Annotated in this window: 23 protein-coding genes; 14 read left to right on the top strand and 9 right to left on the bottom strand. The window is 58.1% G+C overall.

Going from position 1 to position 24,298, the window contains the following annotated elements; all coding sequences use genetic code 11:
- The first annotated feature begins 29 nt into the window (after positions 1-29).
- Complete coding sequence (gene arsB / locus NF78_RS10005; protein ID WP_035985998.1) at positions 30-1,175, top strand: ACR3 family arsenite efflux transporter; 1,146 nt, start codon at positions 30-32, stop codon at positions 1,173-1,175.
- Here the strand turns inward: arsB and speA are convergent.
- The 3 genes from speA to NF78_RS09990 form a co-directional block, all read right to left on the bottom strand.
- Positions 1,172-3,169, bottom strand: a complete 1,998-nt coding sequence (gene speA / locus NF78_RS10000) for a biosynthetic arginine decarboxylase (protein WP_035985996.1) — start codon at positions 3,167-3,169, stop codon at positions 1,172-1,174. The two genes, arsB and speA, sit on opposite strands and share 4 nt — an antisense overlap.
- A gap of 241 nt (positions 3,170-3,410) precedes the next feature.
- Entirely contained in the window at positions 3,411-3,740 is a 330-nt protein-coding gene (locus NF78_RS09995) for a type II toxin-antitoxin system PemK/MazF family toxin (protein WP_081972569.1), read from the bottom strand.
- Positions 3,740-3,982, bottom strand: a complete 243-nt coding sequence (locus NF78_RS09990) for an AbrB/MazE/SpoVT family DNA-binding domain-containing protein (RefSeq protein WP_035985992.1) — start codon at positions 3,980-3,982, stop codon at positions 3,740-3,742. Before NF78_RS09990 ends, NF78_RS09995 begins: the two co-directional genes overlap by 1 nt.
- 253 nt (positions 3,983-4,235) lie before the next feature.
- Between NF78_RS09990 and NF78_RS09985 the strand changes: the two genes are divergently transcribed.
- On the top strand, positions 4,236-5,117 hold the full coding sequence (locus NF78_RS09985; protein ID WP_035985990.1) for a hypothetical protein: 882 nt from the start codon (positions 4,236-4,238) through the stop codon (positions 5,115-5,117).
- On the opposite strand, the gene NF78_RS32375 is transcribed toward NF78_RS09985, so the two are convergent.
- Positions 5,090-5,500 (bottom strand): ISAs1 family transposase, encoded by a 411-nt coding sequence (locus NF78_RS32375; protein WP_263970628.1) that lies wholly within the window; start codon positions 5,498-5,500, stop codon positions 5,090-5,092. The genes NF78_RS09985 and NF78_RS32375 overlap by 28 nt on opposite strands.
- Positions 5,501-5,517: 17 nt before the next feature.
- On the opposite strand from NF78_RS32375, the gene NF78_RS09975 reads away from it, so the two are divergent.
- Positions 5,518-5,859 carry a DMT family transporter gene (locus NF78_RS09975; RefSeq protein ID WP_052049740.1) on the top strand — a complete coding sequence of 114 codons (342 nt, stop codon included), beginning with the start codon at positions 5,518-5,520 and terminating at the stop codon, positions 5,857-5,859.
- Here NF78_RS09975 and NF78_RS32940 read toward each other — a convergent pair.
- Complete coding sequence (locus NF78_RS32940) at positions 5,856-5,990, bottom strand: hypothetical protein (protein WP_263970540.1); 135 nt, start codon at positions 5,988-5,990, stop codon at positions 5,856-5,858. The two genes, NF78_RS09975 and NF78_RS32940, sit on opposite strands and share 4 nt — an antisense overlap.
- A 120-nt stretch (positions 5,991-6,110) precedes the next feature.
- Between NF78_RS32940 and NF78_RS09970 the strand changes: the two genes are divergently transcribed.
- Together NF78_RS09970 and NF78_RS09965 are read left to right on the top strand one after the other, a co-directional pair.
- Positions 6,111-6,431, top strand: a complete 321-nt coding sequence (locus NF78_RS09970) for an arsenic resistance protein (RefSeq protein ID WP_035985989.1) — start codon at positions 6,111-6,113, stop codon at positions 6,429-6,431.
- A 104-nt stretch (positions 6,432-6,535) separates the two neighbouring features.
- The gene (locus tag NF78_RS09965) at positions 6,536-7,957 is read left to right on the top strand and encodes a GUN4 domain-containing protein (protein WP_052050071.1); all 1,422 of its coding nucleotides are present in this window, start codon (positions 6,536-6,538) and stop codon (positions 7,955-7,957) included.
- Between the two features lie 186 nt (positions 7,958-8,143).
- On the opposite strand, the gene NF78_RS09960 is transcribed toward NF78_RS09965, so the two are convergent.
- Positions 8,144-8,908, bottom strand: a complete 765-nt coding sequence (locus tag NF78_RS09960; protein ID WP_035985987.1) for a transposase — start codon at positions 8,906-8,908, stop codon at positions 8,144-8,146.
- Positions 8,909-9,321: 413 nt separating this feature from the next.
- The gene (locus NF78_RS09955; RefSeq protein ID WP_225885272.1) at positions 9,322-9,708 is read right to left on the bottom strand and encodes an endonuclease domain-containing protein; all 387 of its coding nucleotides are present in this window, start codon (positions 9,706-9,708) and stop codon (positions 9,322-9,324) included.
- Between the two features lie 205 nt (positions 9,709-9,913).
- Here NF78_RS09955 and secA point away from each other — a divergent pair, with 205 nt between their 5' ends.
- The 5 genes from secA (at position 9,914) to NF78_RS09940 (ending at position 18,859) form a co-directional block, all read left to right on the top strand.
- Positions 9,914-12,703, top strand: a complete 2,790-nt coding sequence (gene secA, locus NF78_RS09950; protein ID WP_035985984.1) for a preprotein translocase subunit SecA — start codon at positions 9,914-9,916, stop codon at positions 12,701-12,703.
- A gap of 1,305 nt (positions 12,704-14,008) precedes the next feature.
- Positions 14,009-14,539: a hypothetical protein gene (locus NF78_RS31060; RefSeq protein WP_156119720.1), complete on the top strand. Its 531-nt coding sequence runs from the start codon at positions 14,009-14,011 to the stop codon at positions 14,537-14,539.
- 107 nt (positions 14,540-14,646) lie between these two features.
- The gene (locus tag NF78_RS31055; RefSeq protein WP_156119719.1) at positions 14,647-15,111 is read left to right on the top strand and encodes a hypothetical protein; all 465 of its coding nucleotides are present in this window, start codon (positions 14,647-14,649) and stop codon (positions 15,109-15,111) included.
- Between the two features lie 142 nt (positions 15,112-15,253).
- On the top strand, positions 15,254-16,018 hold the full coding sequence (locus NF78_RS09945) for a molecular chaperone (protein WP_197064808.1): 765 nt from the start codon (positions 15,254-15,256) through the stop codon (positions 16,016-16,018).
- Between the two features lie 288 nt (positions 16,019-16,306).
- Positions 16,307-18,859 carry a fimbria/pilus outer membrane usher protein gene (locus tag NF78_RS09940; RefSeq protein ID WP_156119718.1) on the top strand — a complete coding sequence of 851 codons (2,553 nt, stop codon included), beginning with the start codon at positions 16,307-16,309 and terminating at the stop codon, positions 18,857-18,859.
- Positions 18,860-19,038: 179 nt separating this feature from the next.
- On the opposite strand, the gene NF78_RS09935 is transcribed toward NF78_RS09940, so the two are convergent.
- A complete protein-coding gene (locus NF78_RS09935) occupies positions 19,039-19,893 on the bottom strand; it encodes a manganese catalase family protein (RefSeq protein ID WP_035985983.1) in 855 nt (284 codons plus the stop codon).
- 160 nt (positions 19,894-20,053) lie between these two features.
- On the opposite strand from NF78_RS09935, the gene NF78_RS09930 reads away from it, so the two are divergent.
- Entirely contained in the window at positions 20,054-20,593 is a 540-nt protein-coding gene (locus tag NF78_RS09930) for a DNA gyrase C-terminal beta-propeller domain-containing protein (RefSeq protein WP_035985982.1), read from the top strand.
- On the opposite strand, the gene NF78_RS33235 is transcribed toward NF78_RS09930, so the two are convergent.
- A complete protein-coding gene (locus NF78_RS33235; RefSeq protein WP_035987242.1) occupies positions 20,485-20,841 on the bottom strand; it encodes a hypothetical protein in 357 nt (118 codons plus the stop codon). The two genes, NF78_RS09930 and NF78_RS33235, sit on opposite strands and share 109 nt — an antisense overlap.
- Before the next feature lie 97 nt (positions 20,842-20,938).
- Between NF78_RS33235 and NF78_RS09925 the strand changes: the two genes are divergently transcribed.
- The 3 genes from NF78_RS09925 to rpe all read left to right on the top strand — a co-directional run bounded on the left by NF78_RS09925 (position 20,939) and on the right by rpe (position 24,221).
- Positions 20,939-21,913: an IS1634 family transposase gene (locus NF78_RS09925; protein WP_052049762.1), complete on the top strand. Its 975-nt coding sequence runs from the start codon at positions 20,939-20,941 to the stop codon at positions 21,911-21,913.
- 298 nt (positions 21,914-22,211) lie between these two features.
- On the top strand, positions 22,212-23,393 hold the full coding sequence (locus tag NF78_RS09920; protein ID WP_035985981.1) for an aldo/keto reductase: 1,182 nt from the start codon (positions 22,212-22,214) through the stop codon (positions 23,391-23,393).
- Between the two features lie 117 nt (positions 23,394-23,510).
- Positions 23,511-24,221, top strand: a complete 711-nt coding sequence (gene rpe / locus NF78_RS09915; protein WP_035985980.1) for a ribulose-phosphate 3-epimerase — start codon at positions 23,511-23,513, stop codon at positions 24,219-24,221.
- The last annotated feature ends 77 nt before the right edge of the window (positions 24,222-24,298 follow it).

Here is a 24,298-nt window from a genome sequence, read left to right as displayed (position 1 = left end):
GGCCCTAGAATCATTAGCTTCAAACCTCTATGTCCACCAGACAGCCTGCCGCTGCCCCAGTCGCCGGGGGACAGCTCAACATTTTCGAGCGCTACCTCACCCTGTGGGTGCTGCTGTGCATTGCGGCTGGCATTGCCCTGGGGCGGCTGCTGCCCGGGGTGGCGATCGCCCTGGATGCCATGAGCATCTACCAGGTGTCGGTACCGATCGCCATCTGTCTCTTTTTCATGATGTACCCGATCATGGTGAAGATCGACTTTGCCCAGGCCAAGCGGGCGGCCCAAACCCCCCGGCCCGTGCTACTCACCCTGGCGGTGAACTGGCTGATCAAACCCTTCACTATGGTGCTGTTTGCCCAGGTCTTTCTGGGCGGGCTGTTTCGGCCCCTGCTGGCGGGCACCGAGATTCTGCGCGGCGGCGAGATTGCCCTGGCCGATTCGTACATTGCCGGGACCATTCTGCTGGGCATTGCCCCCTGCACCGCCATGGTGCTGATGTGGGGCTACCTGTCCTTCAGCAACCAGGGGCTGACCCTGGTGATGGTGGCAATCAACTCCCTGGCCATGCTATTTCTGTACGCCCCCCTGGGTCGGTGGCTGCTGGCGGCCAACAATCTGGTGGTGCCCTGGCAAACCATTGTGCTGTCGGTGCTGGTCTACGTAGGTCTGCCCCTGCTGGCGGGGGCGATCTCCCGCAGCTGGATCTTGCGCCACAGGGGCAGGGCCTGGTTTGATCAGGTGTTTCTCAAGTACCTCAGCCCGGTGGCGGTGGTGGCCCTACTGACCACCCTGGTGCTGCTGTTTGCCCTCAAGGGCGACCTGATCGTGCGCAATCCGCTGCACATCCTGCTGATTGCGGTGCCCCTGTTCCTGCAGACCAACTTTATTTTCTTGATCTCCTACCTGGCGGCGCAAAAGCTAGGGCTGGACTACGAAGATGCCGCCCCCGCCGCCCTGATTGGGGCCAGCAACCACTTTGAAGTGGCGATCGCCACCGCAGTCACCCTGTTTGGCCTCAACTCCGGGGCCGCCCTGGCCACCGTCGTCGGCGTGCTGATCGAGGTGCCGGTGATGCTGATGCTGGTGAAAGTTTGCCAGCGCACCGCCTTCTGGTTTCCCCGCCACCCCGAAAAAGCCACCCTGCCCGACCCCCGCTGCATTAAGCCCCTGGGCTAGGCCAGGTAGGTGTACTGGCTGAGGCTGCGCTCGTAGTGCTGAATCAGCAGCTGCGACTCCTGGAGGGTAATGCGGTTGTCCTGCAGGGCCCGCTCCGATCGCCTGCGAATGTTCTCGATCATGTCTTCGGCGTCGTACTGCACATAGCCCAGCACCTCGGTCATGGTGTCGCCCTTCACCACCTGTTCCACCTGGTAGCCCTTGGGGGTCATGTGGATGTGGACGGCGTTGGTGTCGCCAAACAGGTTGTGCAGGTTGCCCATGATTTCCTGGTAGGCCCCACCCAAAAACATGCCCAGGTAGTAGGGCTGCTCAGGCTTCAGGGCGTGGAGTTCCAGCACGTGCTTGACGTCCCGCAGGTCGATGAAGGTGGTGATTTTGCCGTCGCTGTCGCAGGTCAGGTCCGCCAGGGTGCCCCGACAGTTGGGCTCCTCGTTGAGCCGGTGGATGGGCAAAATCGGGAACAACTGCTCGATCGCCCAGGTGTCGGGCATGGACTGGAACACCGACAGGTTGATGTAGTAGATCGAGGCCATGCTCAGGTTTAGCTCCTCAATGTCCTCGGGCACGTAGTCAGCATCGCTGACCACCAACAGCGCCTTGCGGCAGCAGGCCCAGAACAGCCGCTCCGCCCGCGCCCGCGCCGACAGGCTGAGGTAGCCAAAGTTGAACAGGCTGATCGCCTCTTCTTTAAATTGCACTGCGTCGTTGTACAGCTCCTGCACGGTGTGGGCGGTGAGGTTCTGGTGGATCTCGTACAGCTCGCGCAAAATCACGTGGTCGTCGTCGCCGGGCACCTCCACTTCCTCGTGGGAGGGGGCATCGCTGCTGCCCAGCACATCGAACACCAGCACCGACTGGTGGGACACCAGCGCCCGCCCGCTCTCGCTGACCAGGGTGGGCACCGGGATGCCCTTGATCCGGCAGGCCTCCTGGACTTCGGCCACCACGTCGTTGGCGTAGTTCTGGGTGCTGTAGTTCTTCGAGGCGTAGAAGGTGGTTTTGGAGCCGTCGTAGTCCACCGCCAGACCGCCGCCCACATCCAGGTAGCGCATGCCCGCCCCCAGCTCCGCCAGTTCCACGTAGATGCGGCTGGCCTCCCGCAGGGCCTCTTTGACCACGCTGATGGCGGAGATCTGGGAGCCGATGTGGAAGTGGAGTAACTGGAGGCAGTCGAGCATGTCGGCCTCCCGCAGCCGGTCCACCACGGCTAGAATTTCGGGTACCGTCAGGCCAAACTTGGCCCGATCGCCCGCCGAAATCCCCCAGCGACCGCTACCCTTGGTGCTGAGCTTGGCCCGCACCCCGAGCACCGGGCGAATGCCCAGGCGCTGGCTGGCCTCGATCGCGATCGCCAGTTCGTTCATCTGCTCGATGACGATAATCGGCTGCTGGCCCAGCCGCTGCCCCAGCATGGCGGTCTCGATGTAGTCCCTGTCCTTGTAGCCGTTGCAGATCAGCAGGGCACCGGGGGTATCGAGGGTGGCCAGGGCAATCAGCAGCTCGGGCTTAGAGCCCGCCTCCAGGCCAAACTGGTAGGGGCGGCCAAAGCGCACCACATCTTCCAGCAGCTGCCGCTGCTGGTTGCACTTGACCGGAAACACCCCCCGGTAGACGCCGGAGTACTTGTAGCGGGCGATCGCCTTGGCAAAGCTGGCGTTGATGCGCTCGATACGGTCTTCGAGAATGTCGGAAAAGCGGATCAGCAGGGGCAGGTTAAGGTTGCGCTGCTTGATCGCCTCCACCAGGTCAAACAGGTCCAAAGAGCCGCCGCGATCGCCCCGGGGCGACACCGTAATATGGCCATCGGCATTGATGGAAAAGTAGGGCTCGCCCCAGCTGTGGATGCGGTAGAGTTCTTCGCTGTCTTCGATCGTCCAGGGCGCGGCCACGGTTTCGGCGGATTGCAGCATGGTCTCTAGGGTTGCCCGGCGCAGGCGGTGGGAGGACGGCGGAGAACTCTGGGACAGAGGCGGTTGCTGGGCCATATTCATAGGGGGGAAGGACTCCGCTGGGTAGATAGCGAGGGGCAACCGCTGGAGGGTCTACCGAGCGGTCTGGGGCAATGGGCGCGACCCAAATTGTAACAAAAGGGTCATCCTGAATACCGCCTCCGGTGGGCAAAGATAGCGCTGCCGAAGGGGCGATCGCCTGCCCTGAGCGAACTGAGGCTTGGGGCAGCAGGAGGCATCCGCAGCACAGTATCCTCAGGGATAAGTGATTCCCGCTCTCTGGTTAAAACAAGATGGGCTTGATTCGCCTCAGCACATCCTGGAGCAACAGGTTGGGGCAGTGGGCGATGAACTGAGCCTGTCTAGCTTTGAAGTCGAGCGATCGCAGTTGGTCAGCCATAATCACCCCGGTCACAGGGTTGCCCGTTGGGATGGGGATATAAAAGGGGTTCTGACGCTGGGTATTGCTGATGGGGCAAACAACGGCGAAGCCCAATTTGGCATTAAAGCGATCGTGGCTCACCACCAGCGCTGGGCGATTGCCTATTTGCTCATGCCCGGCTTGGGGATCAAACCTGAGCCAGATAAAGTCGCCACGCTGGGGAACGTACACTACCAAACCTCATGGCCCATGGGGCTACCCCAGTCCACCTCGGGTTCAGAGGGTTCAGTGACTTCGGCCAGAAGCTCGTCCAGACTTAATTCCGGCAAGGCTTGCAGGGGAGTGATAACCAGCTTGCCGTCTTCGACAGAGCACTCCACCGCATCGTTGAGCTTGAGATGCAGCGCTTCGTGAATGTATTTGGGAATTCGCAACGCCAGCGAATTGCCCCATTGACCAATCTGAGCTTTCATCGCCTGATCCCATAATGGGAGCCTTTGGATATCCAAAGTATATCATTGCCTGGGTTCGCCAGGAGTTCTGCCAACCCAGGCCCTACCCAGCCACCGCTGCGGCCTGGTATCGATGTTAAGTTTCGGCGATCGCGGGTACGTAGGCATCTTCGTAGCTCTCAATCATGATGTTTTTCTAGCATGGCCCTGCTCTTAAGTACCAAGGTTTTACGAGGGTGGGCACAATAGGAGGCAACCTGCCCTAGATATCCCAATGACGTCCCAATCCTCCCCCGATCCCAGCCCGGAGCGCCGCTATGTGCAAAAGGCTGTGGATGCTCTGATTCAGTGGCTTCCGCTGGGAGGCAGTGGCGGGGCCTTTATCCATTTCTTTCTCCAGCAAGAGTGGGTTATGACCGTACTCACTCTTCCAGTCATGGTAGTCACAGTGATTTGGGCCAGGTACACGGGCAACTTTACGGCCCGGTTAGGCGAAATCGCGGGCGATCGCGGTACCCAAGATGCCGATGCCCTGGCGGCCCTGCTAGACCGGCTCGATCGCACCATCCGCTGGCGTTTTTCTGGGGTAGAAGGCCAGTACCTCAAGGCCCAGGCCAGCGCCTGCCGCGCCTACGTCAGCCACAGCGAAGTGCCCCTACCCTCCGGCATTTTGAACCCCGACCTGGATGAAGTCTACGTACCGCTCAAGCTCAGCAGCGAATTTCTGCGCAACTTTGAGGGCCAAGCCCTGCCCACCCTGCCCGGCTTTGGCGACAAACCCGAAGACATCCTCCAGCAGATGCAGGAGCGCCCCACCCAGCAAATTTGGGACATCCTTGCCCTCAGCCCCAAAACACCCCAGTTTCGCCACTTGGTGATCAAAGCCTACGGCGGCTTTGGCAAAACCACCCTGCTGCGCCACCTCACCTATCTCTACGCCACCCGCCCCCGATTAGTGCGCCGTCGCTACAAAGCACCCGCCCTAATTCCAGTGCTGCTGTACCTGCGCACCTGGCGCGACATCATTGCTCAACCCGATGCCCCCACTCTGCCAGAGCTCATTACCCAGCACCACGCCAAAGCTCTGCTCAAGGGCAAAGCTCTGGATATGCTAGGGCAAACGCATACTCAGGAGGAGAGTAGCCGAATTAGGTAGTCATTATCCCATCCTGCTTGCAAGCGTTTAGCCTTGATACCCCCTTTGGCAAAAGCGTCCTGACGCAGCAGATTGAGGGCGATGTGACGGACGACGGCCAGATTAGCGGGGGCGTGGTCTTTACGAATTCGAGAGGCATCTTCGTGGAAGGCGACATCGAGCACCCAGTGGAGCTGGTTTTCAATACCCCAGTGGCTGCGCACCCCTTGGGCAAAGCGTTGGACATCGCCGTCAAAACTAACGAGATAGTAGCGCTGCTCAATGGTCGGGGGTTGACCGAGGATACGGCGTTCAGCCTCCACGAGGCCAACGCGTTTTAAGCCAACCCAGCGCTCAGCGTTGATGAGGTGCTCGACCCCATCGAGCAACCAGTGGCGGCGGATGAAAGCGGTATGGGGCAGTGGCGATCGCCTTTTACCAGGACCTGTTTGCCTTCCTCTGCCTGCTGCTGGTCACCCCCCTGGCCAGCCTGGCCCTGACACCCCAGGACCTGGGCCTGCTGCTGGTGCTGGGGGTGCTGTGTACCGCCGTCGCCCACACATTATTTATTGAGAGTTTGGCGGTGCTGCGAGCCCAGACCGCTAGCGTGATCAGCGGCCTGGAGCCGGTCTACGGCATTGCCCTGGCGGCCCTGCTGCTGGGGGAAGTGCCCGTCCCCCGCACCCTGGTCGGCGGCGCGATTATTTTGGGCACCACCCTCTGGGCCAGCCTGCCCGACAAGAGCCTGGAGGCCCCGCCCTAGGTCTGGGCCGCAAAGTCGTGGATAAAGGTCCGCTGGGCGACTACGCCAAGGGCCCCGGCGTGGACGCTCTGCACCGTGGCGATCGCCGCCTCAGCGCTGTAGCCCAGCCGCACCAGACAGGCCGCCACCACCGTCCCCGTACAGTCGACTGACTTCTGCTGCAGAGTAATAACCGTTAGGACAGGATACTGCTCAATATATCAATTTTTATTGATGTATACTGGCCCTAGAATCATTAGCTTCAAACCTCTATGTCCACCAGACAGCCTGCCGCTGCCCCAGTCGCCGGGGGACAGCTCAACATTTTCGAGCGCTACCTCACCCTGTGGGTGCTGCTGTGCATTGCGGCTGGCATTGCCCTGGGGCGGCTGCTGCCCGGGGTGGCGATCGCCCTGGATGCCATGAGCATCTACCAGGTGTCGGTACCGATCGCCATCTGTCTCTTTTTCATGATGTACCCGATCATGGTGAAGATCGACTTTGCCCAGGCCAAGCGGGCGGCCCAAACCCCCCGGCCCGTGCTACTCACCCTGGCGGTGAACTGGCTGATCAAACCCTTCACTAATGACTGAAAATGCTCGATTAACGGCGATAGGGGCTGGGCAGAACACATAACTCACTTCCTAGAAATGAGTCTTAATATTCTCATCTCGAGTATGCGTTTGCCCTACTGGATATGCCGATTTCCTGGGCCGAAAACCTGCTGCAAGCCGGACGCCTGCTGGTGATGCTCGACGGCTTTGACGAAGTGGCCGAAGCCCAGCGCCCTGCGGTCAGCCAGTGGATCACCGTTCAAATGCAAACCTATCCCCAGGCGGTGTTTTTGCTCACCTCGCGCCCCACCGCCTACGACACCGACTACCCCGCCGAAAAGGTGCAGACCCCCCTGGCCGTACAACCCTTTGACGACGACCAGCGCCGCCGTTTTGTGGAGCAGTGGTACCTGTGCCAGGAGCGGTTTCACCGGGGCAATCGCCTCACCCCCGACGTAAAAGAAGCGGCTAAGCAGCGGGCCGACAACCTGCTCAGCCAAATCGAGAATCGCAAAGAACTGGAGAGCATGGCCGAAAACCCGCTCATGCTCAACATGATCGCCATGTTTCACCGCAGCTACCCCAACGAGCAACTGCCCCAGCGCCAGGCCGAGCTATATCGCGGCATTTGCAAGCTGCAACTGGGCGATCGCCCCATGGCCAAACGAGTAGACCTGCCCCTGCCCGCCGAGGCCAGCCAGGCGGTGCTGCAAACGGTGGCCCTGGCCATGGTGCAGGCCGAACAGCAGGTGATCCCTGTGGATGATTTGCTCGATCTGATCCAGCAGGGTTTGGCCGAGCAGGACGAAACCGTCGCCCCCTGCCCGTTTCTTCAAACCATTGAGCGGGTAAGCGAACTGCTGGTGAAAAAAGACGACGGTTACGAATTTGCCCACCGCAGCTTTCAAGAATACCTGGCCGCCACCGCAATCAAAGACCAGGGCCAAGAAGCCCTGCTCTTGCAGCACTTTGAGGAAGAATATTGGAAAGGCACCATTTTGCTCTACGTGGCCCAGGTCAACCCCGCCAACTTGCTCAAGGCCGTCTATCGCCGCAGCCACACCGCCGCATCCCTGGCCTACGACTGCCTGCGCGTTACCCGCCGCCGCCTGGATGATGATCTGGTGGCGGATATTAAAATCCGCCGCTTTGGCCAGCTAGAGGAGTATTTGCAGCAGGGGCAGTGGAAAGGGGCTGACCTCGAAACCTGGAGCTTGATGCTGCAAACCTACGGCAAAGAGTGGGGGCAGCTTCTTTACCCCAGTGAGCTACTGAATTTTCCCTGTCCAGATTTGCTCCAGATAGATGGGCTGTGGGTGAAGTATAGCCAGGGGAAATGGGGCTTTAGTGTACAGAAGCGTATCTATGTAGAGTGCGGCGGCAAGCCGGACGGGCAGTATCCAGGTGATAAGATTTGGAAAGAATTTGGCGATCGCGTCGGCTGGCGCGCAGAAGGCAAGTGGATATACGACTATGACTCTCTCAACCTCGACCTTACTTTATCTCCCGAGGGAGAATTGGAGTTCCCTTGGGAGTTCCCTTACCGACCTTGTAGGGTTTTTTGATTTGCGGGTTCTCTTCTCTCGCATCGAGACTTGTGAACTGTAGCACGAGCCAGTTCTAGCGGGTTTTTAAAGTTTGTAAAGCACTGCTTTTTACACGATTTACCTACCTTTCAGCGATTCGTTACCTGGCACCACCGGGGGGGTTGCCCAGATCCCAGGGTTTTTCAAAAACCCTGGGATCTTTGTCTAAGGCGGCTCAAACCGCAAACGCACCACATCTGGATTCAAACAATTCGCCAGCACAAACTTCTCTGCCACTTTGCGAATTTCCGCCGCTGGGGCATTCCACTCATCCCACAGGCTTTTTTGCCCCGGCGTCTTTTTCTTCAGCTTGCTCCGCGCCTTAATTTGGGCCAAAAGCTTGCTACCCCAGTGGTTGCGCTTCTCTGGTTTCGGCTTCGGCTTGTAGCGCTTACAAAACCTTCGATACGCCGCCGCACACAGCTCCAGCGTTGCCCCCAGCGCCAAAAACGCCGGGTGCCACTGCGTCAGCCCATCGGAGGTCAAGCGGTCGTAGCTGCCGTAGTTGCTGTAGTCGTAGAAAAACCCCTGCTGCATCGCCGCCGCCTTGGGGTTGGCGTGGATGTAGCGCAGCGTATTCAGCGCCCGCCGATGGTCGGTGTTGGGGAACCCGGTGCTGTGGTACCGTTTTTCCCAAAAGTGCCCCGTCCGGTTCAACATACGATTGAAACACATGGCCGTATACCAGTTCAGCCAGTGCATGATCTTGGGCAAATCCTCCGGCTGCTGCGGCTCCAGCAAGTAATGCACATGATTGCTCATAATGCACAGGGCATAGAGCTTAAAGCCATATCTCCCCTTACATCGCTCAATGGCGTAAAGCAAGATTTCGCGGCATTCGTCACGAATCAGCTTAAACTCGCGATTGTTGCAGCGAATGGTGATGTGGTAGCAGTAACCTGGGCAGAGCTGACGCGGCAGGCGCGGCATGGAGATAACTTACCCTCCCCTTCCATGACCGAGGAAGGCAATCGGGTGGTTGGTGCTATGAGTATTGGTCTTTTTGGGGCCTCATCAAAAAGGTTTACCGGGTGCAGCGAGGGTTCGCCCCCTTTCCCAAGGGGGGCTTTATAAGCATGTTTACTGAGAGTAATTGGGGGGATCATAGTCCTTGCATCGATCCCCCAACCCCCTTGAAAAGGGGGGCCGTTGATTGACCTGTGGAGCGCAAGAATCTGCCCCCTTTCCCAAGGGGGCTTTATAAGCATGTTTACTGAGAGTAATTGGGGGGATCATAGTCCTTGCATCGATCCCCCCAACCCCCCTTGAAAAGGGGGGCCGTTGATTGACCTGTGGAGCGCAAGAATCTGCCCCCTTTCCCAAGGGGGGCTTTATAAGCATGTTTACCGAGAATAATCGGGGGGATCCTCCACCAACGCCATCAACACAGTACAAACCCCCTCAAACTCTTGCAAAACCTGCTCATTGGTAAAGCGAATTACCTGCAACCCATAGCCTTCTAAAATTCTCGTGCGCTCCGCATCTCGTACCTGCGCTTCTGACGAGGCATGGTACTCGCCATCGACCTCAATCACCAGGCGCAGGGACGCGCAGTAAAAATCCACGATAAAATTGTCGATGGGGCGCTGCCGCAGCACCCGGTAGGGAAAATGGCGCAGGCATTGCTTCCACAGCGTTTGCTCTGCTGGGGTCATATTGCGGCGCAGCGATCGCGCCCTTTCTTTCAAAACCGGGTTGTAGGGCAGATAGAGCACAGGGCAATAAACCACAGGATTGCAGTCTTAAACTGCCCGGTTCTATCACCCAGCAAACCCGCTCAGCAAGCCAAGTGATAGGATAGAAAAGCACTTTTTGGCGCTATTCAAGCTCACCTTTGAGCCGGCCCAGGTGTGGAGATCGCCCCTTGCCGAGCGATCGCCCGTTACGATTGACTTGAAGTGCAACCCCCTACGCTGACCTAGGCTGTCTGAATTCATGCTGAAGAACCTCCTCGGTGATCCCAACGCGCGCAAGCTCAAGAAGTACCGTCCCGACGTGGTCGAGATCAACCTGCTGGAGGACGAGATTCAGCAGCTTTCCGACGAAGCTCTGGCGGCCAAAACGGGCGAGTTTAAGCAGCGGATTGAAAAGGGCGAGTCCCTAGACGACCTGCTGCCCGAAGCCTTTGCGGTGGTGCGCGAGGCCTCGAAGCGGGTGCTGGGCATGCGCCACTTCGACGTCCAGCTGATCGGCGGCATGGTGCTCCACGACGGCCAGATCGCCGAGATGAAAACCGGGGAGGGCAAAACCCTGGTGGCCACCCTGCCCTCCTACCTGAATGCCCTGTCGGGCAAAGGTGCCCACGTGGTCACCGTCAACGACTACCTGGCTCGCCGCGACGCCGAGTGGATGGGGCAGATTCACCGCTTTCTGGGCCTCAGCGTGGGGCTGATTCAGCAGGGCATGTCGCCCACCGAGCGCCGCCACAACTACGGCTGCGATATCACCTACGGCACCAACAGCGAGTTTGGCTTCGACTACCTGCGCGACAACATGGCCACCGCGATCGAAGACGTGGTGCAGCGCCCCTTCAACTACTGCGTCATCGATGAAGTCGATTCCATTCTCATCGATGAGGCCCGCACGCCGCTGATTATTTCGGGGCAGGTGGAGCGCCCCAGCGAGAAGTACAACCGCGCCGACGAAGTCGCCCGGGAGCTAAACGCCGAAGAACACTACGAGGTGGATGAAAAGGCCCACAACGTCCTGCTCACTGACGAAGGCTTCATTCGGGCTGAAGAACTGCTGGGGGTGCAGGACCTGTTCGACCCCAAGGATCCCTGGGCCCACTACATCTTCAACGCGATCAAGGCCAAGGAGCTGTTTACCAAAGACGTCAAATACATCGTCCGCAACGACGAGATCATCATTGTGGACGAGTTCACCGGGCGGGTGATGCCCGGTCGCCGCTGGAGCGATGGTCTGCACCAGGCGATCGAGGCCAAAGAGCATGTGGAAATCCAGCCCGAAACCCAGACCCTGGCCAGCATTACCTACCAGAACTTCTTCCTGCTTTACCCCAAGCTGTCGGGCATGACCGGCACCGCTAAGACCGAAGAAGCCGAGTTCGAGCGCATCTACAAGCTCGAAGTTACCATCATTCCCACCAACCGCCCCGCCGCCCGCCGCGACCTGTCGGATGTGGTCTACAAAAACGAAGAGGCCAAGTGGAAGGCCGTGGCCGCAGAGTGCGCCGAGATGCACGAGGTCGGTCGCCCGGTTCTCGTAGGTACCACCAGCGTTGAAAAGTCGGAGGTGCTGTCGGCACTGCTGAGCGATCGCGGCGTGCCCCACAACCTGCTCAACGCCAAACCCGAGAATGTGGAGCGGGAGTCTGAGATTGTCGCCCAGGCCGGTCGCAGTGGCTCGGTTACCATCGCCACCAACATGGCGGGGCGTGGTACCGATATCATCCTCGGCGGTAACGCCGACTATATGGCTCGCCTCAAGGTGCGCGAGTACCTCATGCCCCGCATCGTCAAGCCCGAGGACGAAGACGAGTTTTCGGTCACCGCCGTACCGGGCACCAAGGGGCGCGCCCCGGCCCAGGGCTTTGGCGGCACCAAAAAGGTCAAAACCTGGAAGGCCTCGCCGGATATTTTTCCCATCGAGCTATCGGCGTCCACCCTAGACGAACTCAAGGCCACCGTTGACTTTGCGGTGACCACCTACGGCGAGCGCAGCCTGCCCGAACTCCAGGCCGAAGACAAGCTGGCCGTGGCCGCCGAAAAAGCCCCCACCGACGATCCGGTGATCCAGAAGCTGCGCGACGTGTACAACCACATTCGCCAGGAGTACGAGGCCTTCACCAGCGCCGAGCACGACAAGGTGATCGAGCGCGGGGGGCTGCACGTCATCGGCACCGAGCGCCACGAGTCGCGCCGCATTGACAACCAGCTGCGGGGCCGGGCCGGTCGCCAGGGCGACCCCGGCTCCACCAAGTTTTTCCTCAGCCTGCAGGACAACCTGCTGCGGATTTTTGGCGGCGATCGCGTCGCTGGGCTGATGAACGCCTTCCGCGTCGAAGAGGACATGCCGATCGAGTCGGGGATGCTGACGCGATCGCTGGAAGGAGCCCAAAAGAAAGTTGAAACCTACTACTACGATATCCGGAAACAGGTATTTGAGTACGACGAGGTGATGAACAACCAGCGTCGGGCCATCTACGCCGAGCGGCGCCGGGTGCTCGAAGGGGACCAGCTCAAGGAAATGGTGATCGGCTACGCCGAGCAGACCATGAACGACATCGTCGAAGCCTACGTCAACCCTGAGCTGCCCCCCGAAGAGTGGAAGCTGCCGGAAATGGTGGGCAAGGTGAAGGAGTTTGTCTACCTGCTGGCCGACCTCACCCCCGAGCAGCTCGAAGACCTCTCCGTGGGCGAAATCAAGACCTTCCTCCACGAACAGGCCCGCATTGCCTACGACATCAAAGAGGCCCAGGTCGATCAGATCAAGCCGGGGCTGATGCGTGAGGCCGAGCGCTTCTTCATCCTCCAGCAGATCGACAGCCTGTGGCGCGATCACCTGCAGCAGATGGACGCCCTGCGGGAAACCGTGGGCCTGCGCGGCTACGGCCAGAAAGACCCGCTGATCGAGTACAAGAGCGAGGGCTACGAGGTCTTCCTCGACATGATGACGGGCATTCGCCGCAACGTGGTTTACACCCTGTTCCAGTTCCAGCCCCAGCCCCAGCCCCAGGTGCGGACGTCCCAGGAAGTGGGCTAGGGCTGCCTTGCCTCCCAACGGTAAGGGAGTTATGGACTGCTAATCAGTGTAGCCTCGCTCAAAAATGTGGGCAGTATGTTGCCTTGACTGGGCATTCTTTCGTTGCTGAGAGCGGCTAACGTGGTGCGATCGCACCACGTTAGCCGCAGTCACATTGGGTAGGACACCCACAACGTTAAAACTTTTGGACGCGGCGTCGCTGAGCACAGGTACAGCGATGGCCATTTCGCTTAGGACATTCGCCCCTGCCACAGTTGAATACTGGGTGGAACAACGGCGTGTAGCCATTGCTTCGAGCGCATCGGTCATGTCCTAACGGTGTGCTCTACATGCTGGGCTGAGCCTATTATTCTTGCTGCCCAAGACTATCAAGATGTGATCTAGATGCCTCTGCAAACGGTGTAGGTGGTCACAACAGGGGCTATCGCGATCCTACATGAGTTGTGGAAACGCGTAGGGCAGGCGTCTCGCCTGCACGGGCAAGATGCCCGTCCTACCTCCATGAATCAATTCGGATTGCTATAGAGAGTTTACAGCTTGTGTTGGGCATTATGAATGCTGAACAGCCAGAGAACCCATTAACGCTCATCGGCAGCCTGGGTTTGAGCGTGGATTTGTTGTCACCTGACTAGAGGTTCGCGCAGCATAGACTCACTGTAGTTTGGCTCACCTACTGTTGTGGGTCAACATTTTGGGCGCTGAAACGAGCCCTGCAAAATTTTGGCAGAGAACTGAACTCTAACAGTTATTCCTGAGGTTAATTCCTGAGGATTTTTGCATTTATTTTTTTGTCTTTTGATTGGGCCAGGCTCTTGAGTTTTGGCCATTTTTTGGGGGTTTAAACTATTTGGTGAAATTGCGTAAACGTTATTTATTTTGCCGCTATTTCAGGAAGCGCGTAGGTGGAATCATCATGGATTTGTCTCGAATCAAGGCAAAACCTGGGTAAAACAAGCATAAATTAGCTTTTTTCAAAACAAAAAAATAGGTGTAAATAACGTAGGTTAAACAGGCTCAATCGCCTAAAGTAATGGACATGAGGGCAAGGCAGGCAAACCTGCGCGAAGGTGGGGAACACCCATCGACCACTCGAACTTAATGCGACTGGCACCTTCGCGATAAGTTTGCTGGCTCTCTTCTCTACTCCAACAAAAACCTGCCTTGCTACTGGCAAAAGGCAAGACATACTCCTTAATTACAAATAAGGATTGCTGTCTAGCTTAGCCCAGTAAGTAGGTGCAAGGGCATTACCCATGCCCAAAAAACAAACCACATCAGGCAAAGTGCCACTTCAGGAGACTCATCATGGTTGTTAAAACTTTTCGTAATACCCTAATCGCCTCCAGCGTTCTTTTCGGCGCATCTCTAATCGCTGGCTCCGCCGCCATGGCTGCTCCTGCTACCGATGACGGTACTGTAACAGCGACTGTCGCAGAAATTAACGCAATTAGTTTTGAGGGTGCGACGACCGCATTTGTAAGTGGGTCAGCGGTACCAGCTTTCGCTATGGGAACTTTGGATGTTCGTAACAATGCATCTGCAGGCTGGACTTTAGGTATGAGTTCTGCAAACGGCGGCAGATTGATTAATACCGCCACTCCTGCTCATGTTATTACCTATACGGCTCTTACCACAGGTGATATTGGTGCTTCAACAGCTACCGCAGTAACCCCTACTGTGGCAACCCCCTCGGGCCAACTGCACAATTCTGCCTTTGATGCTGCTGTATCAGCAGGAGTTACTGGTGTTAATGTCACGGCTAGCATCGCGGCTGGTCAATTCGTACCCGTTGGTTCCTATACCGATACCTTGACCTTCACCTTGACGTCTAAATAATTCTCTTTTGAGAATTCAGGTCAACCTGACGGTCAGATCAAATCACTAAGTTATGTGGAGATGCCCGAGGTCATCTCCACATAGCGAGCGTGTATGGAGGTCCAAAAATGCAAAATTACTCACTCTTCAGAGGCTTAATCTCTACCGCTTTAGGGTTGAGTGTGTTATGTCCGTCGGCGGCTTTGGCCTTGAGCAAGGTCACCTACACCGCCAGCGCCACCTTTACCCTCAACCCTAGTGCCGGCAACCCCAATCAAGACTTTGGTACTGTTCATATCCAGCCAGTTAGTGCTACAGGATGGGTGTTGCGGGTACGCTCTACTCAAGGTGGGGCACTTCGCCACAGCAGTCATCCATCTACAGTTTCCTACACCCTGTTTGTAAATGGCACCCAGGTAGGTAGCTTGGCTAGTGGTAGCGATACTGCAGTGTTGACCGGCTCAGTGCTTTCTTGTCCACCCCTTATCGGTTGTACCCTGGCTGTACGGGCAACCATATCAACAGACAACATTGCCCGAGTACCAGCGGGATCTTACTCGGATACGTTAGTTTTTACGCTTGCTGAGCAATAATTTTATCTTTTCAAAAGACTGATGGATTGCAAAGAAAGGGGGAACTATTACCCTAGCGGCTCACTACAAAGCCAGAGCAATTCATCGCATTGCTGCAATCCTTCAACACGTAATCTCCCTATAATCTTTCCAAAGAATAGTTATGAAAATTCTGGCCCGCGTCGGCTGTCTAGCCTCACTTCTGGTTGGGGCGGCGGCATTGGTGGCACCGCCCAGCTGGGCTGATGCTACCTATCAGCTTTCCCCCTCTACCCTCACCCTCGAACCCAGTGGCTCTCGCTCTACCGGCTCGTTTCAGGTCCGCAGCACAGGCAGCAAGCCCGTAGCGGTCGAAATTCGCGTCACCGAACGCCAGATGGATTTGCACGGCGCAGAAACTCGCCCCGACGCAGACGATGATTTTGTCATCTACCCGCCCCAAATTTTGCTGCAACCGGGCCAGGTTCAAACCGTGCGTGTTACCTGGCTAGGCGAGCCCAACCCAGAGCACGAGCTGCCCTACCGGCTAATTGCCGAGCAGCTCCCGATTGCTATTGACGAGCCCGAAGCTGCGGGCACAACCGCCGTGGTTAGCATTAACGCCCTCTATAACTTTGTGGCCTCTCTCTACGTTTCGCCCCGAGGGAGCAGCCCCAACATTGTGCTCGAAAGCGCCAGCCACCAAACCATCAACGGGCAAGACGCCCTGGTCCTGCGGTTTAGCAACCAGGGTACGGCCCATAAAGTAATGACTGGCTTGCACCTCACCCTCACCTCGCCAGGCGGGCAAACGATCACCCTCAACCCAGAACAACTGCGAGGGGTAAGCGACGAAAACATGCTGGCCCAACATCAGCGGCAGTTTACTCTGCCCTGGCCCGATGGATTTCCCGTGGGGCCAGTGAGCGCCGCGTTTGACCTGCAATAACCTCTCGTGCGCTGGTTGCAGCGTGCCCCCCTGGATGGCCCTGTGTTCAAGCCCTACCTTCTAGCCACCACGACGATCCTGCTAGTTAACTCATTACCGTTGCTACAGGCATCTGCACTGGCCACTACCGCTCTCACCTCACCCCAAATCAACCCAGCCCCCAGCCCCGCCGTGGCTGAAGATGAGCCCTCGGTAGCGGTATTAGCGCCAATAGCTTCAAGGCCAGTAGATGCAAGGCCAGAGTCTACCGCACCAGATTTAGCACTGGCTTTGGGCTTAGATGTCGCAGTGCCGAGTCTAGGTTCTGCCACCCCTGGGCCAGGGCCTCAACTCCTAGCTTTAGAGCCTGACTCAGCCTCCCAGCCCGAGCCTTCAGACTCCGAACCAGGTGCCGTTCCGCCCCCCGCTGCCGACGTTGCTCCCCCGGCAGCGGGTGGGTCTACCGAAGCATCGGCTGAAACCGAGGCTGAACTATTCGAGCGCATATTTGGTCGTCCCTCGGCCCAGAACCAGTCGCTCTCTGTGCCCTTTTTTATTAATGATCAATCCCAGGGGCAGGCTGTTGTCGTGATTGCCGAGGGACGTGCTAGCCAAGTACAGGCTGGCCCTATCCTCAACAAAACAGCGTCTACTTTACAGCCAGATTTGCAAAGCCAGTTAGCTGCGATCGTCGATAGCGAGGGCTACTTACCCTTAGATCAGCTGCAACAGTTGGGCATTGCGGTTGTTTTTGATCAAAGTCGGCTAGAGCTTTATTTGCAAATTCCGGCGGCGTTGCGGCGTACTAATGTGGTGGGGTCCTATGGTCTGCCCGCTGAGGCAGCCGATGCCCTGCCCGTTAGTCGCCTCAGCGGCTATCTCAACATTTTGGGTGGCGAAGATATTGTTTGGTCTGGCTCAAATGCTGGGCGACAGCCCCTGCGTCTGTCTTTAGACGGGGCGATCAATCTATCCGGCTGGGTGCTAGAGGGTCGAGCCGACCTACTCGAAGGGGGCGCACCTGGGTTTAGGCGAGGCGATGTGCGGCTGGTGCACGACGACCCGGCCAATGCCCTGCGCTATATGGCAGGAGACTTATCCATTCCGGTGAGCGATGCGTTTCAGACGCTGGTGCCCTTAGGCGGCATCTCGGTGTCTCGCAACTACAGCTTGCAGCCCTACCGCGTCACCCGCCCCACCGGAGAATTTACCTTCTTTTTAGAGCGCCCTTCGGGGGTAGAGATTTATATTAATGGCGTGCGGGTACAGCAGTTGCAGCTAGAGGCCGGGCCTCAAGATATTCGCAATCTGTCTCTCACCACCGGTACCAACGACATTCAGCTGATCATTACCGATGATCTGGGGCAGGTGCAGCGCCTCGACTTTTCCGCCGCCCTGGCCGGTAATTTGCTAGCCCCAGGATTGCAGCAGTTTTCTTACAATCTGGGGTTCCCTACCCGATCGCAGAGTGGGCAACGCCAGTACGATTGGGCCGAGCCTCAGCTGGCCCTCGCCCACCGCTTGGGCGTAAGCCCCACGGTGACCCTGGGGGCCTACGCCCAGATTACGCCCTCCTATCAAATGGTAGAAACTGATGGGATCTGGGCCTCGGAAATTGGCAACTGGGGTTGGGGTATTGCGGCCAGCCACAGGGGCGACTTTGGCACCGGCCTGGCCATGCGATTGCAGTATGAGCTACCCCCCATCCCCCAAGATTTGACCAATCGATCGCTGCGCCTTGCCGCAGAATACCGGAGCGATCGCTTCACTACCCTGGGTTCGCTCAGCCCCAGCCCTGACTGGCTGACCCTGTCAGGCTCCTACAGCCAACGCATTTTTGACGGCACTAGCTTAAATTTAGGCGGCAGCTACCGCTTGGGGCGAGATGTACCCGATAGCTACGCCGCTAACGTGGGGTTGTCTCGCTCGTTGGGCAACGGTCTGAGCGGCAGCCTCAATATTAACCACAGCCGGAATCAGCAGGGACAGACCGAAACCCGTGCGTTTTTGGGCTGGTCTTGGCTGATGACTCAGCCGCGCCAGTCGGTTTCGCTCAACACCACGGCTAGCAGTACCAACACAATGGGCAACCGTCTGTCATGGAGCCGCTCCGCCGATCGCCGCCTGCAAAGCCCAGGGCTATCGCTGGATGTGAACCGAAGCAGTGGTGGCTACGATCTCTCGGGACGGATCGCTTACACGGACTACCGCTTTGATTTGGGGCTCACCCAAGACATTTCCTGGGGCAACGGGGCAGGAGCCGTTAACAGAAACACCACCCGCTTAACCTTTGGTACCGCCCTGGTGTTTGCCGACGGCCACGTTGGCTGGTCGCGACCCATTACAAATAGTTTTGTGCTGGTGGTCCCCCGCGATCGCTGGCGAGGGCAGACCATTGGCGTAAATCCTAGCCAAGATGGCTACCGGGCTGTAGCCGATCGCCTAGGCCCAGCGGTACTACCAGACTTGCAGCCCTACTACATCTCGCGGGTGCGGCTCGATGCCCCAGAGGCCCCCATTGGGTATGACCTAGGAACCGATGATTATGTCGTCATGCCCAGCTACCGCAGCGGCACCGTGATCATGGCCGGTACCGAAGCCTCAGCCTTTGTCCGGGGCGTACTGGTCGATGAGGCCGGTGTTCCCCTGGGGTTGCAGGCGGGCGAGGTAGTCTCGCTGTCAAACGCTGACTGGGCGGCTCAACCCCTGTTTACCAACCGAACTGGTCGATTTGCCTTACTGGGGTTTACCCCAGGGGTCTATGAAATCAGAATTCGCGATCGCGCTCCGCTGCAATTTGAAATCGCCCCCGATCAAGACGGTCTGATTGATCTAGGTACATTGCAGATCGGTCTTCCGTAAACCCCATAACGCTAAACGCCCCAGGGTTTTGATACCCTGGGGCGCTTCTGGCGATCGGCTTATACCAAATCCTATCTGTCTATCCCAGTGCAGCCGGGCGCATGCTATGCGCCCCTACAGGTTGGCCGTTTGGGAATCGGGGTTATGTAACTCGGACTTGGCATCGCTCAGCTGGCTCACTACTGCTTGGGCGTAGAGTAGAGCTTGGGATTGGGGACCGGAGCTTCGCCCATCGGGCTCTGGGGTTCTGGATTTTCCAGATACTTAAATTCGCCCTTGCCGTCGGGGGTAGGCCCTTTAGCCCAGCGCCCCTCTTTGCTTTCGGTACCTTCCGACAGGTTCCAGAAGGTGTAGGAGGCGTCCTGCTTCTCCTGGGACTGAGGGAAGCGGCTAGGCACCGGCAGGCTTTCGAGCCCATCGGCCTTGAGCTCTTCAATCGCGGCCAGCCACTGGTTCTGGTGCATAGTATCGCGGGCAATCATGTAGCTCAGGGTGTCTTTGACGCCGGGGTCGGTGGCCATTTCGTACAGGCGCACGGCCTGCAGACGGCCCTGGGCTTCGGCCTGCACATTGGAGAAGAAGTCGGCCATCAGGTTGCCCGAGGCAACAATGTAGTTGCCGTTCCAGGGATAGCCCACGCTATCGGCGGGCAGGGCACCGCCGCCTGACATCACCGCGTGTTTGGGATTCATCGCGCCCATGATGATGTCTTCTGTTTTCATGCTCCCCATTACCCCTTCGACGATGGGGTCTTTAACCGCATCTTCTTGAACATCCGGGGGAGCTTTGTCGACCAGGTGAGCAATCAAGTTGGCCAGCATTTCAATGTGGCCAATTTCCTCAGTGCCAATGTCGAGCATCATGTCTTTGTATTTTGCCGGACCTCGGCAATTCCAGCCTTGAAATAGGTACTGCATCATCACAGACATTTCGCCAAAAGGCCCGCCAATCAGCTCTTGTAGCTGTTTGGCATAAACCGGATCGGGCTTTTCTGGTTTGGTGAAATATTGCAGGCGTTTCTTATGGTAAAACATGAAATTTTCCTAGTGATCAGGATGGCGAAGGACAGCCAAAACTCTGTCCTTTTGATCCGACATTCCGCAGGTTGACAAAAAGAATATTTGGCGGGGCTGAGGTAAGCTCAGGGCAAGCCATGGGATCGCGTCTTGGAGATAGAGAATCTAGATCACTCAAATGCAGCTGCGCCGCCTCACCGCCCTGGAGGCCGACAAGATCCAGAGAGAGCATGAGGAGCTGGTGGCCCAGATCGCCGACCTGCAAGACATCTTGGCCCGACGCGAGCGCATTCTCGACATCATCACCACCGAGCTGGGCGAGCTCAAGGCCCGGCACGACGACCCCCGTCGCACCGTGATCGAAATGGACGATGCGGAGCTCACCGACATTTCGCTGATCGCCAACGAGCAGGTGGTGATTCTGGTCACCGACCAGGGCTATATCAAACGCATGCCCGTGGCCACCTTTGAGGCCCAGAGCCGCGCCACTCGGGGCAAGGCCGGGGCCAAAATGAAGGAAGACGATGGCGTGCAGCACTTCATCACCTGCTACACCCACGACTACCTGCTGTTCTTCAGCGATCGCGGCGTCACCTACGCCCTGCGGGCCTACCAGATCGCCGAGGGCTCCCGCGCCTCGCGGGGGATGCCCAGCAGGTGGCCGCAGGCTTCGTGGAAAATCACGCCGCCAAACTTGTTGGCCATGATCACGGGGTAGGTGCCCGACTCCACGTAGTCGGCATAGAGCATTTTGCCCGCCGACTCGGCCACATCCGCCGAGGCCGAGCGAAAGTCCCAATTGCGCAGAAAGGCCGGGTCACTGGTGTCCCCTGCCCGCTGGCCAATGGATGAGTGGGGGCGATCGCCTGGGTTGAGCAGGTGCCGCAGGGCGGCGATCGCCCCGGCACAGGCAAACACCGGCAGGGTGTAGCCGGGACGCGGTGGTATGGATACGCCTTCTACCATCTATTTATCTAGCCCGATGCTATCTAAACTGATCCCAAACCGGCAGAGCTTTGACTGTTTCTACGGTCAGATCTAGCAGTGGCAGACGCCCGCTTTGATGGTGGCCGATGCGGCGTTCTACAGTGAACCCAACCTCCAGCAGGTGGGGAGTTTGCCCTGGTTGAGCCGAGTGCCACAAACCCTCAAAGCGGCTCAAACCCTGGTGGATAGCGCCCCCGATTCGCTGAGCGAGAGGCCCTGTGACCTCGACGGCTATCGGCTGTGGGAACAACGGCAGCGCTACGCTGGGGTGGAACAGCGCTGGATTCTGGTGGAAAGCCCGCACCGACGCGAGTCAGAGGATTGGCTCAAACCCCTCGAAAAGCAGGAAAAGGGGCTGCAACGGTCGTTGCGCCAACTCTGTAGCCAGGTGTTTGCCTGTAAGCCCGATGCCATGGATGCACTCCTGCGCTTTCAAGACTCCCTCACCGGCTACACCCTGACTCAGGTGGCGCTGGTCTCGGTCGCTGCTAAGCGTCCCCCCGGTCGGCCCAAGCGCTCTCAACCCTCAGACTCACCGACGTTAGGCTATCAATGGCAGGCGACCCTGGAACGCACCGCTGAGTATGAGGCCCAGTGCCAACAGCGCTATCGTCGCTTCATTCTGGCTACCAACGTCCTGGATGACGACACCTACCCGGCCCAGCGCCTGCTGCAAGAGTACAAAGCTCAGCAGCACGTTGAGCGCGGCTTTCGCTTTCTCAAAGACCCCCTCTTCTTCACCAGCAGTGTCTTTGTCAAAAAACCGCAGCGGGTTGAGGCCCTCGCCCTCGTCATGGCCTTGACGCTGCTGGTCTACAGTCTTGGCCAGCGCAAACTCAGAGCGCAGCTCGCCCAAGCCGATGACACGGTGCTCGACCAAAAGCAGCGCCCCACTCGCAATCCGACCTTTCGCTGGATTTTGCAGAAGTTTCAGGCCATTCACTTGGTCTCTATCGGCTCTTCTCAGCAGGTCAGCAACCTCTCAGAAGAACGCAACAAAATCGTTCGCCTTATGGGCTTCCCGGCCTGCCGGTACTATCTCCTAAATTAACTCCTGTCAACCTGCGGAATGTCGGTTTGATCGTCATGGTTGCGGGATAATACTTGTTTCCCCTCTCTCAAAGGGGGCATCAAAATGTAGGGCAAGTAAATCTGTCCCCATAGCTGTAGATCCCCTCCTGCTAAAGAGCCATTCGGCTCTCTTGCTTTAGCAGGGCCAGGGTTGACAGGGGGTTGCCTTGTCGCCGGGGTTGATATTTCTGAAACCCGCTCCCATTGCTCCGACAACCTTTACAACCGGCCACTCCTTGCTTACCTTGAGGGATAATCCTTCGACCGTTCAACCCCCAATGCAATATCGACGTTTTGGCCGCACCGAGCTGCAAATGCCCGTGTTTTCCTGCGGCGGTATGCGGTACCAGCACTCGTGGAAAGACGTGCCGCTGGCAGACATTCCTCAGAAAAACCAGGAAAACCTGGCGGCCACGATTCACCGCGCGTTAGATGTGGGCATCAACCACATCGAGACGGCGCGGGGCTACGGCACCTCGGAGATTCAGCTGGGGCAGATTTTGCCAGGGCTCGATCGCAGCCGCCTGATCGTACAAACCAAGGTTTCCCCAACCGCAGACCCCGCCGAGTTTCGCCAGCACCTCGCTCAATCCCTGGACAACCTCAGGCTGGAAACGGTAGACCTGCTCGGCATTCACGGCATCAACACGGCAGAACTGCTGGACTGGACCCTGCGCCCCGGCGGCTGTATGGCGGTGGCGCGGGAGTTTCAGCGCCAGGGAAGGGTGCGGTTCATTGGCTTTTCGACCCACGCGCCGACGGCGGTGATTCAGCAGGCGATCGCCTCCGATGCGTTCGACTACGTCAACCTGCACTGGTACTACATCAACCAAGACAACTGGCCTGCGATCGACCTGGCCCAGCGCCACGACCTGGGCGTATTTATCATCAGCCCGTCGGACAAAGGGGGGCACCTGTACAACCCGCCCGCCAAGCTGATGGAACTGTGCGACCCACTCAGCCCGCTGGTGTTTAACGACCTATTTTGCCTCAGCCACCCCCAGGTGCACACCCTCAGCGTTGGGGCGGCACGGCCCAGCGATTTTGACGAGCACCTCAACACCCTGCCCCTGCTGGACGAGGCTGAGCTGCATTTGAAGCCGGTGCGCGATCGCCTGCACCGCCACGCCCAGGCTGTACTGGGCGAAGACTGGCTGCGCACCTGGGCGATCGGCCTGCCCAGCCCTGAGCAAACCCCCGGCAACATCAACATTCCCGCCATTCTGCGGCTGCGGAACCTGCTGCTCGCCTTCGATATGGAAGACTACGGCAAGGCCCGCTACAACATGCTGGGCAACGCCGGCCACTGGTTCCCCGGCGAAAAGGCTGAGAACTTAGATCAAGTGGATCTCTCAGAATGCCTGCGTCGCAGCCCCCACGCCGACAAAATTCCGCACCTGCTGGCGGAGGCCCACAAAGCGCTGGCGGGGCAGGCGATGGCGCGGCTGTCGAATGCGTAGCGATCCCAGGGCTTCACCATATATTGATGGGGAATTGCTGCAATTCCTCAAGTTTTGTGAGAAGTAATTTTAAGACTTTGTTACGATGGTCACAAACGCACAGGAGAACCATCCACCATGCCGCATACTTCTTCCAACAAAAATTCTGTCGTGATCTCCCCGTCCATTTTGTCGGCAGACTTCAGCCGCCTGGGCGAAGAAATCAAGGCGGTCGATGAAGCTGGCGCTGACTGGATTCATGTGGACGTGATGGATGGCCGCTTTGTGCCCAACATTACCATCGGCCCCCTGATTGTCGATGCCGTTCGCCCCGTCACCCAAAAGCCCCTCGATGTACACCTGATGATTGTCGAGCCGGAGAAGTACGTGGCTGATTTTGCCAAAGCCGGCGCTGACATTATCACTGTGCACTGCGAGCACAATGCCTCGCCCCACCTGCACCGCACCCTGGGCCAGATCAAAGAGCTGGGCAAAGAGGCGGGCGTGGTGCTCAACCCCGGTACTCCGCTGTCGCTAATTGAGAACGTACTTGACCTCTGCGACCTGGTGCTGATCATGAGCGTCAACCCCGGCTTCGGCGGTCAGAGCTTCATTCCGACCATGGTGGATAAGGTGCGTGCCCTGCGCAACATGTGCGACGAGCGCGGCCTCAACCCCTGGATCGAGGTAGACGGCGGCCTCAAGGTCAACAACACCTGGCAGGTGCTGGAGGCTGGGGCCAACGCGATCGTGGCCGGTTCGGCGGTGTTTAATGCGCCTGACTATGCGGCGGCGATCGAGGGCATTCGCAACAGCAAGCGCCCTGCGCCTGAGCTGGCTGCTGTTTAGCCTCTGTGAGGCGAACAGCCTGAACAAAGAACAGCCTGAACAAAAAGGGGGAGGTGATTTGCGAATCACCTCCCCCT

The sequence above is a fragment of the Leptolyngbya sp. KIOST-1 genome, from assembly GCF_000763385.1.
Taxonomy (GTDB): Bacteria; Cyanobacteriota; Cyanobacteriia; order Phormidesmidales; family Phormidesmidaceae; genus Nodosilinea.
This window is presented reverse-complemented; position numbering and strand designations above follow the sequence as displayed.

What these genes read in the sequence shown, in the direction of transcription:
- NF78_RS09960 (WP_035985987.1), bottom strand. Translation starts at nt 8,908, where the DNA reads ATGCCGCGCCTGCCGCGTCAGCTCTGCCCAGGTTACTGCTACCACATC.
- NF78_RS09920 (WP_035985981.1), top strand. Translation starts at nt 22,212, where the DNA reads ATGCAATATCGACGTTTTGGCCGCACCGAGCTGCAAATGCCCGTGTTT.
- NF78_RS09925 (WP_052049762.1), top strand. Translation starts at nt 20,939, where the DNA reads ATGGTGGCCGATGCGGCGTTCTACAGTGAACCCAACCTCCAGCAGGTG.
- NF78_RS09945 (WP_197064808.1), top strand. Translation starts at nt 15,254, where the DNA reads ATGAAAATTCTGGCCCGCGTCGGCTGTCTAGCCTCACTTCTGGTTGGG.
- NF78_RS09990 (WP_035985992.1), bottom strand. Translation starts at nt 3,982, where the DNA reads ATGAAAGCTCAGATTGGTCAATGGGGCAATTCGCTGGCGTTGCGAATT.
- NF78_RS31055 (WP_156119719.1), top strand. Translation starts at nt 14,647, where the DNA reads ATGCAAAATTACTCACTCTTCAGAGGCTTAATCTCTACCGCTTTAGGG.
- secA (WP_035985984.1), top strand. Translation starts at nt 9,914, where the DNA reads ATGCTGAAGAACCTCCTCGGTGATCCCAACGCGCGCAAGCTCAAGAAG.
- rpe (WP_035985980.1), top strand. Translation starts at nt 23,511, where the DNA reads ATGCCGCATACTTCTTCCAACAAAAATTCTGTCGTGATCTCCCCGTCC.
- NF78_RS09965 (WP_052050071.1), top strand. Translation starts at nt 6,536, where the DNA reads ATGCCGATTTCCTGGGCCGAAAACCTGCTGCAAGCCGGACGCCTGCTG.
- NF78_RS09970 (WP_035985989.1), top strand. Translation starts at nt 6,111, where the DNA reads ATGTCCACCAGACAGCCTGCCGCTGCCCCAGTCGCCGGGGGACAGCTC.
- NF78_RS09935 (WP_035985983.1), bottom strand. Translation starts at nt 19,893, where the DNA reads ATGTTTTACCATAAGAAACGCCTGCAATATTTCACCAAACCAGAAAAG.
- NF78_RS31060 (WP_156119720.1), top strand. Translation starts at nt 14,009, where the DNA reads ATGGTTGTTAAAACTTTTCGTAATACCCTAATCGCCTCCAGCGTTCTT.
- NF78_RS09930 (WP_035985982.1), top strand. Translation starts at nt 20,054, where the DNA reads ATGCAGCTGCGCCGCCTCACCGCCCTGGAGGCCGACAAGATCCAGAGA.
- NF78_RS09985 (WP_035985990.1), top strand. Translation starts at nt 4,236, where the DNA reads ATGACGTCCCAATCCTCCCCCGATCCCAGCCCGGAGCGCCGCTATGTG.
- speA (WP_035985996.1), bottom strand. Translation starts at nt 3,169, where the DNA reads ATGAATATGGCCCAGCAACCGCCTCTGTCCCAGAGTTCTCCGCCGTCC.
- arsB (WP_035985998.1), top strand. Translation starts at nt 30, where the DNA reads ATGTCCACCAGACAGCCTGCCGCTGCCCCAGTCGCCGGGGGACAGCTC.
- NF78_RS33235 (WP_035987242.1), bottom strand. Translation starts at nt 20,841, where the DNA reads ATGGTAGAAGGCGTATCCATACCACCGCGTCCCGGCTACACCCTGCCG.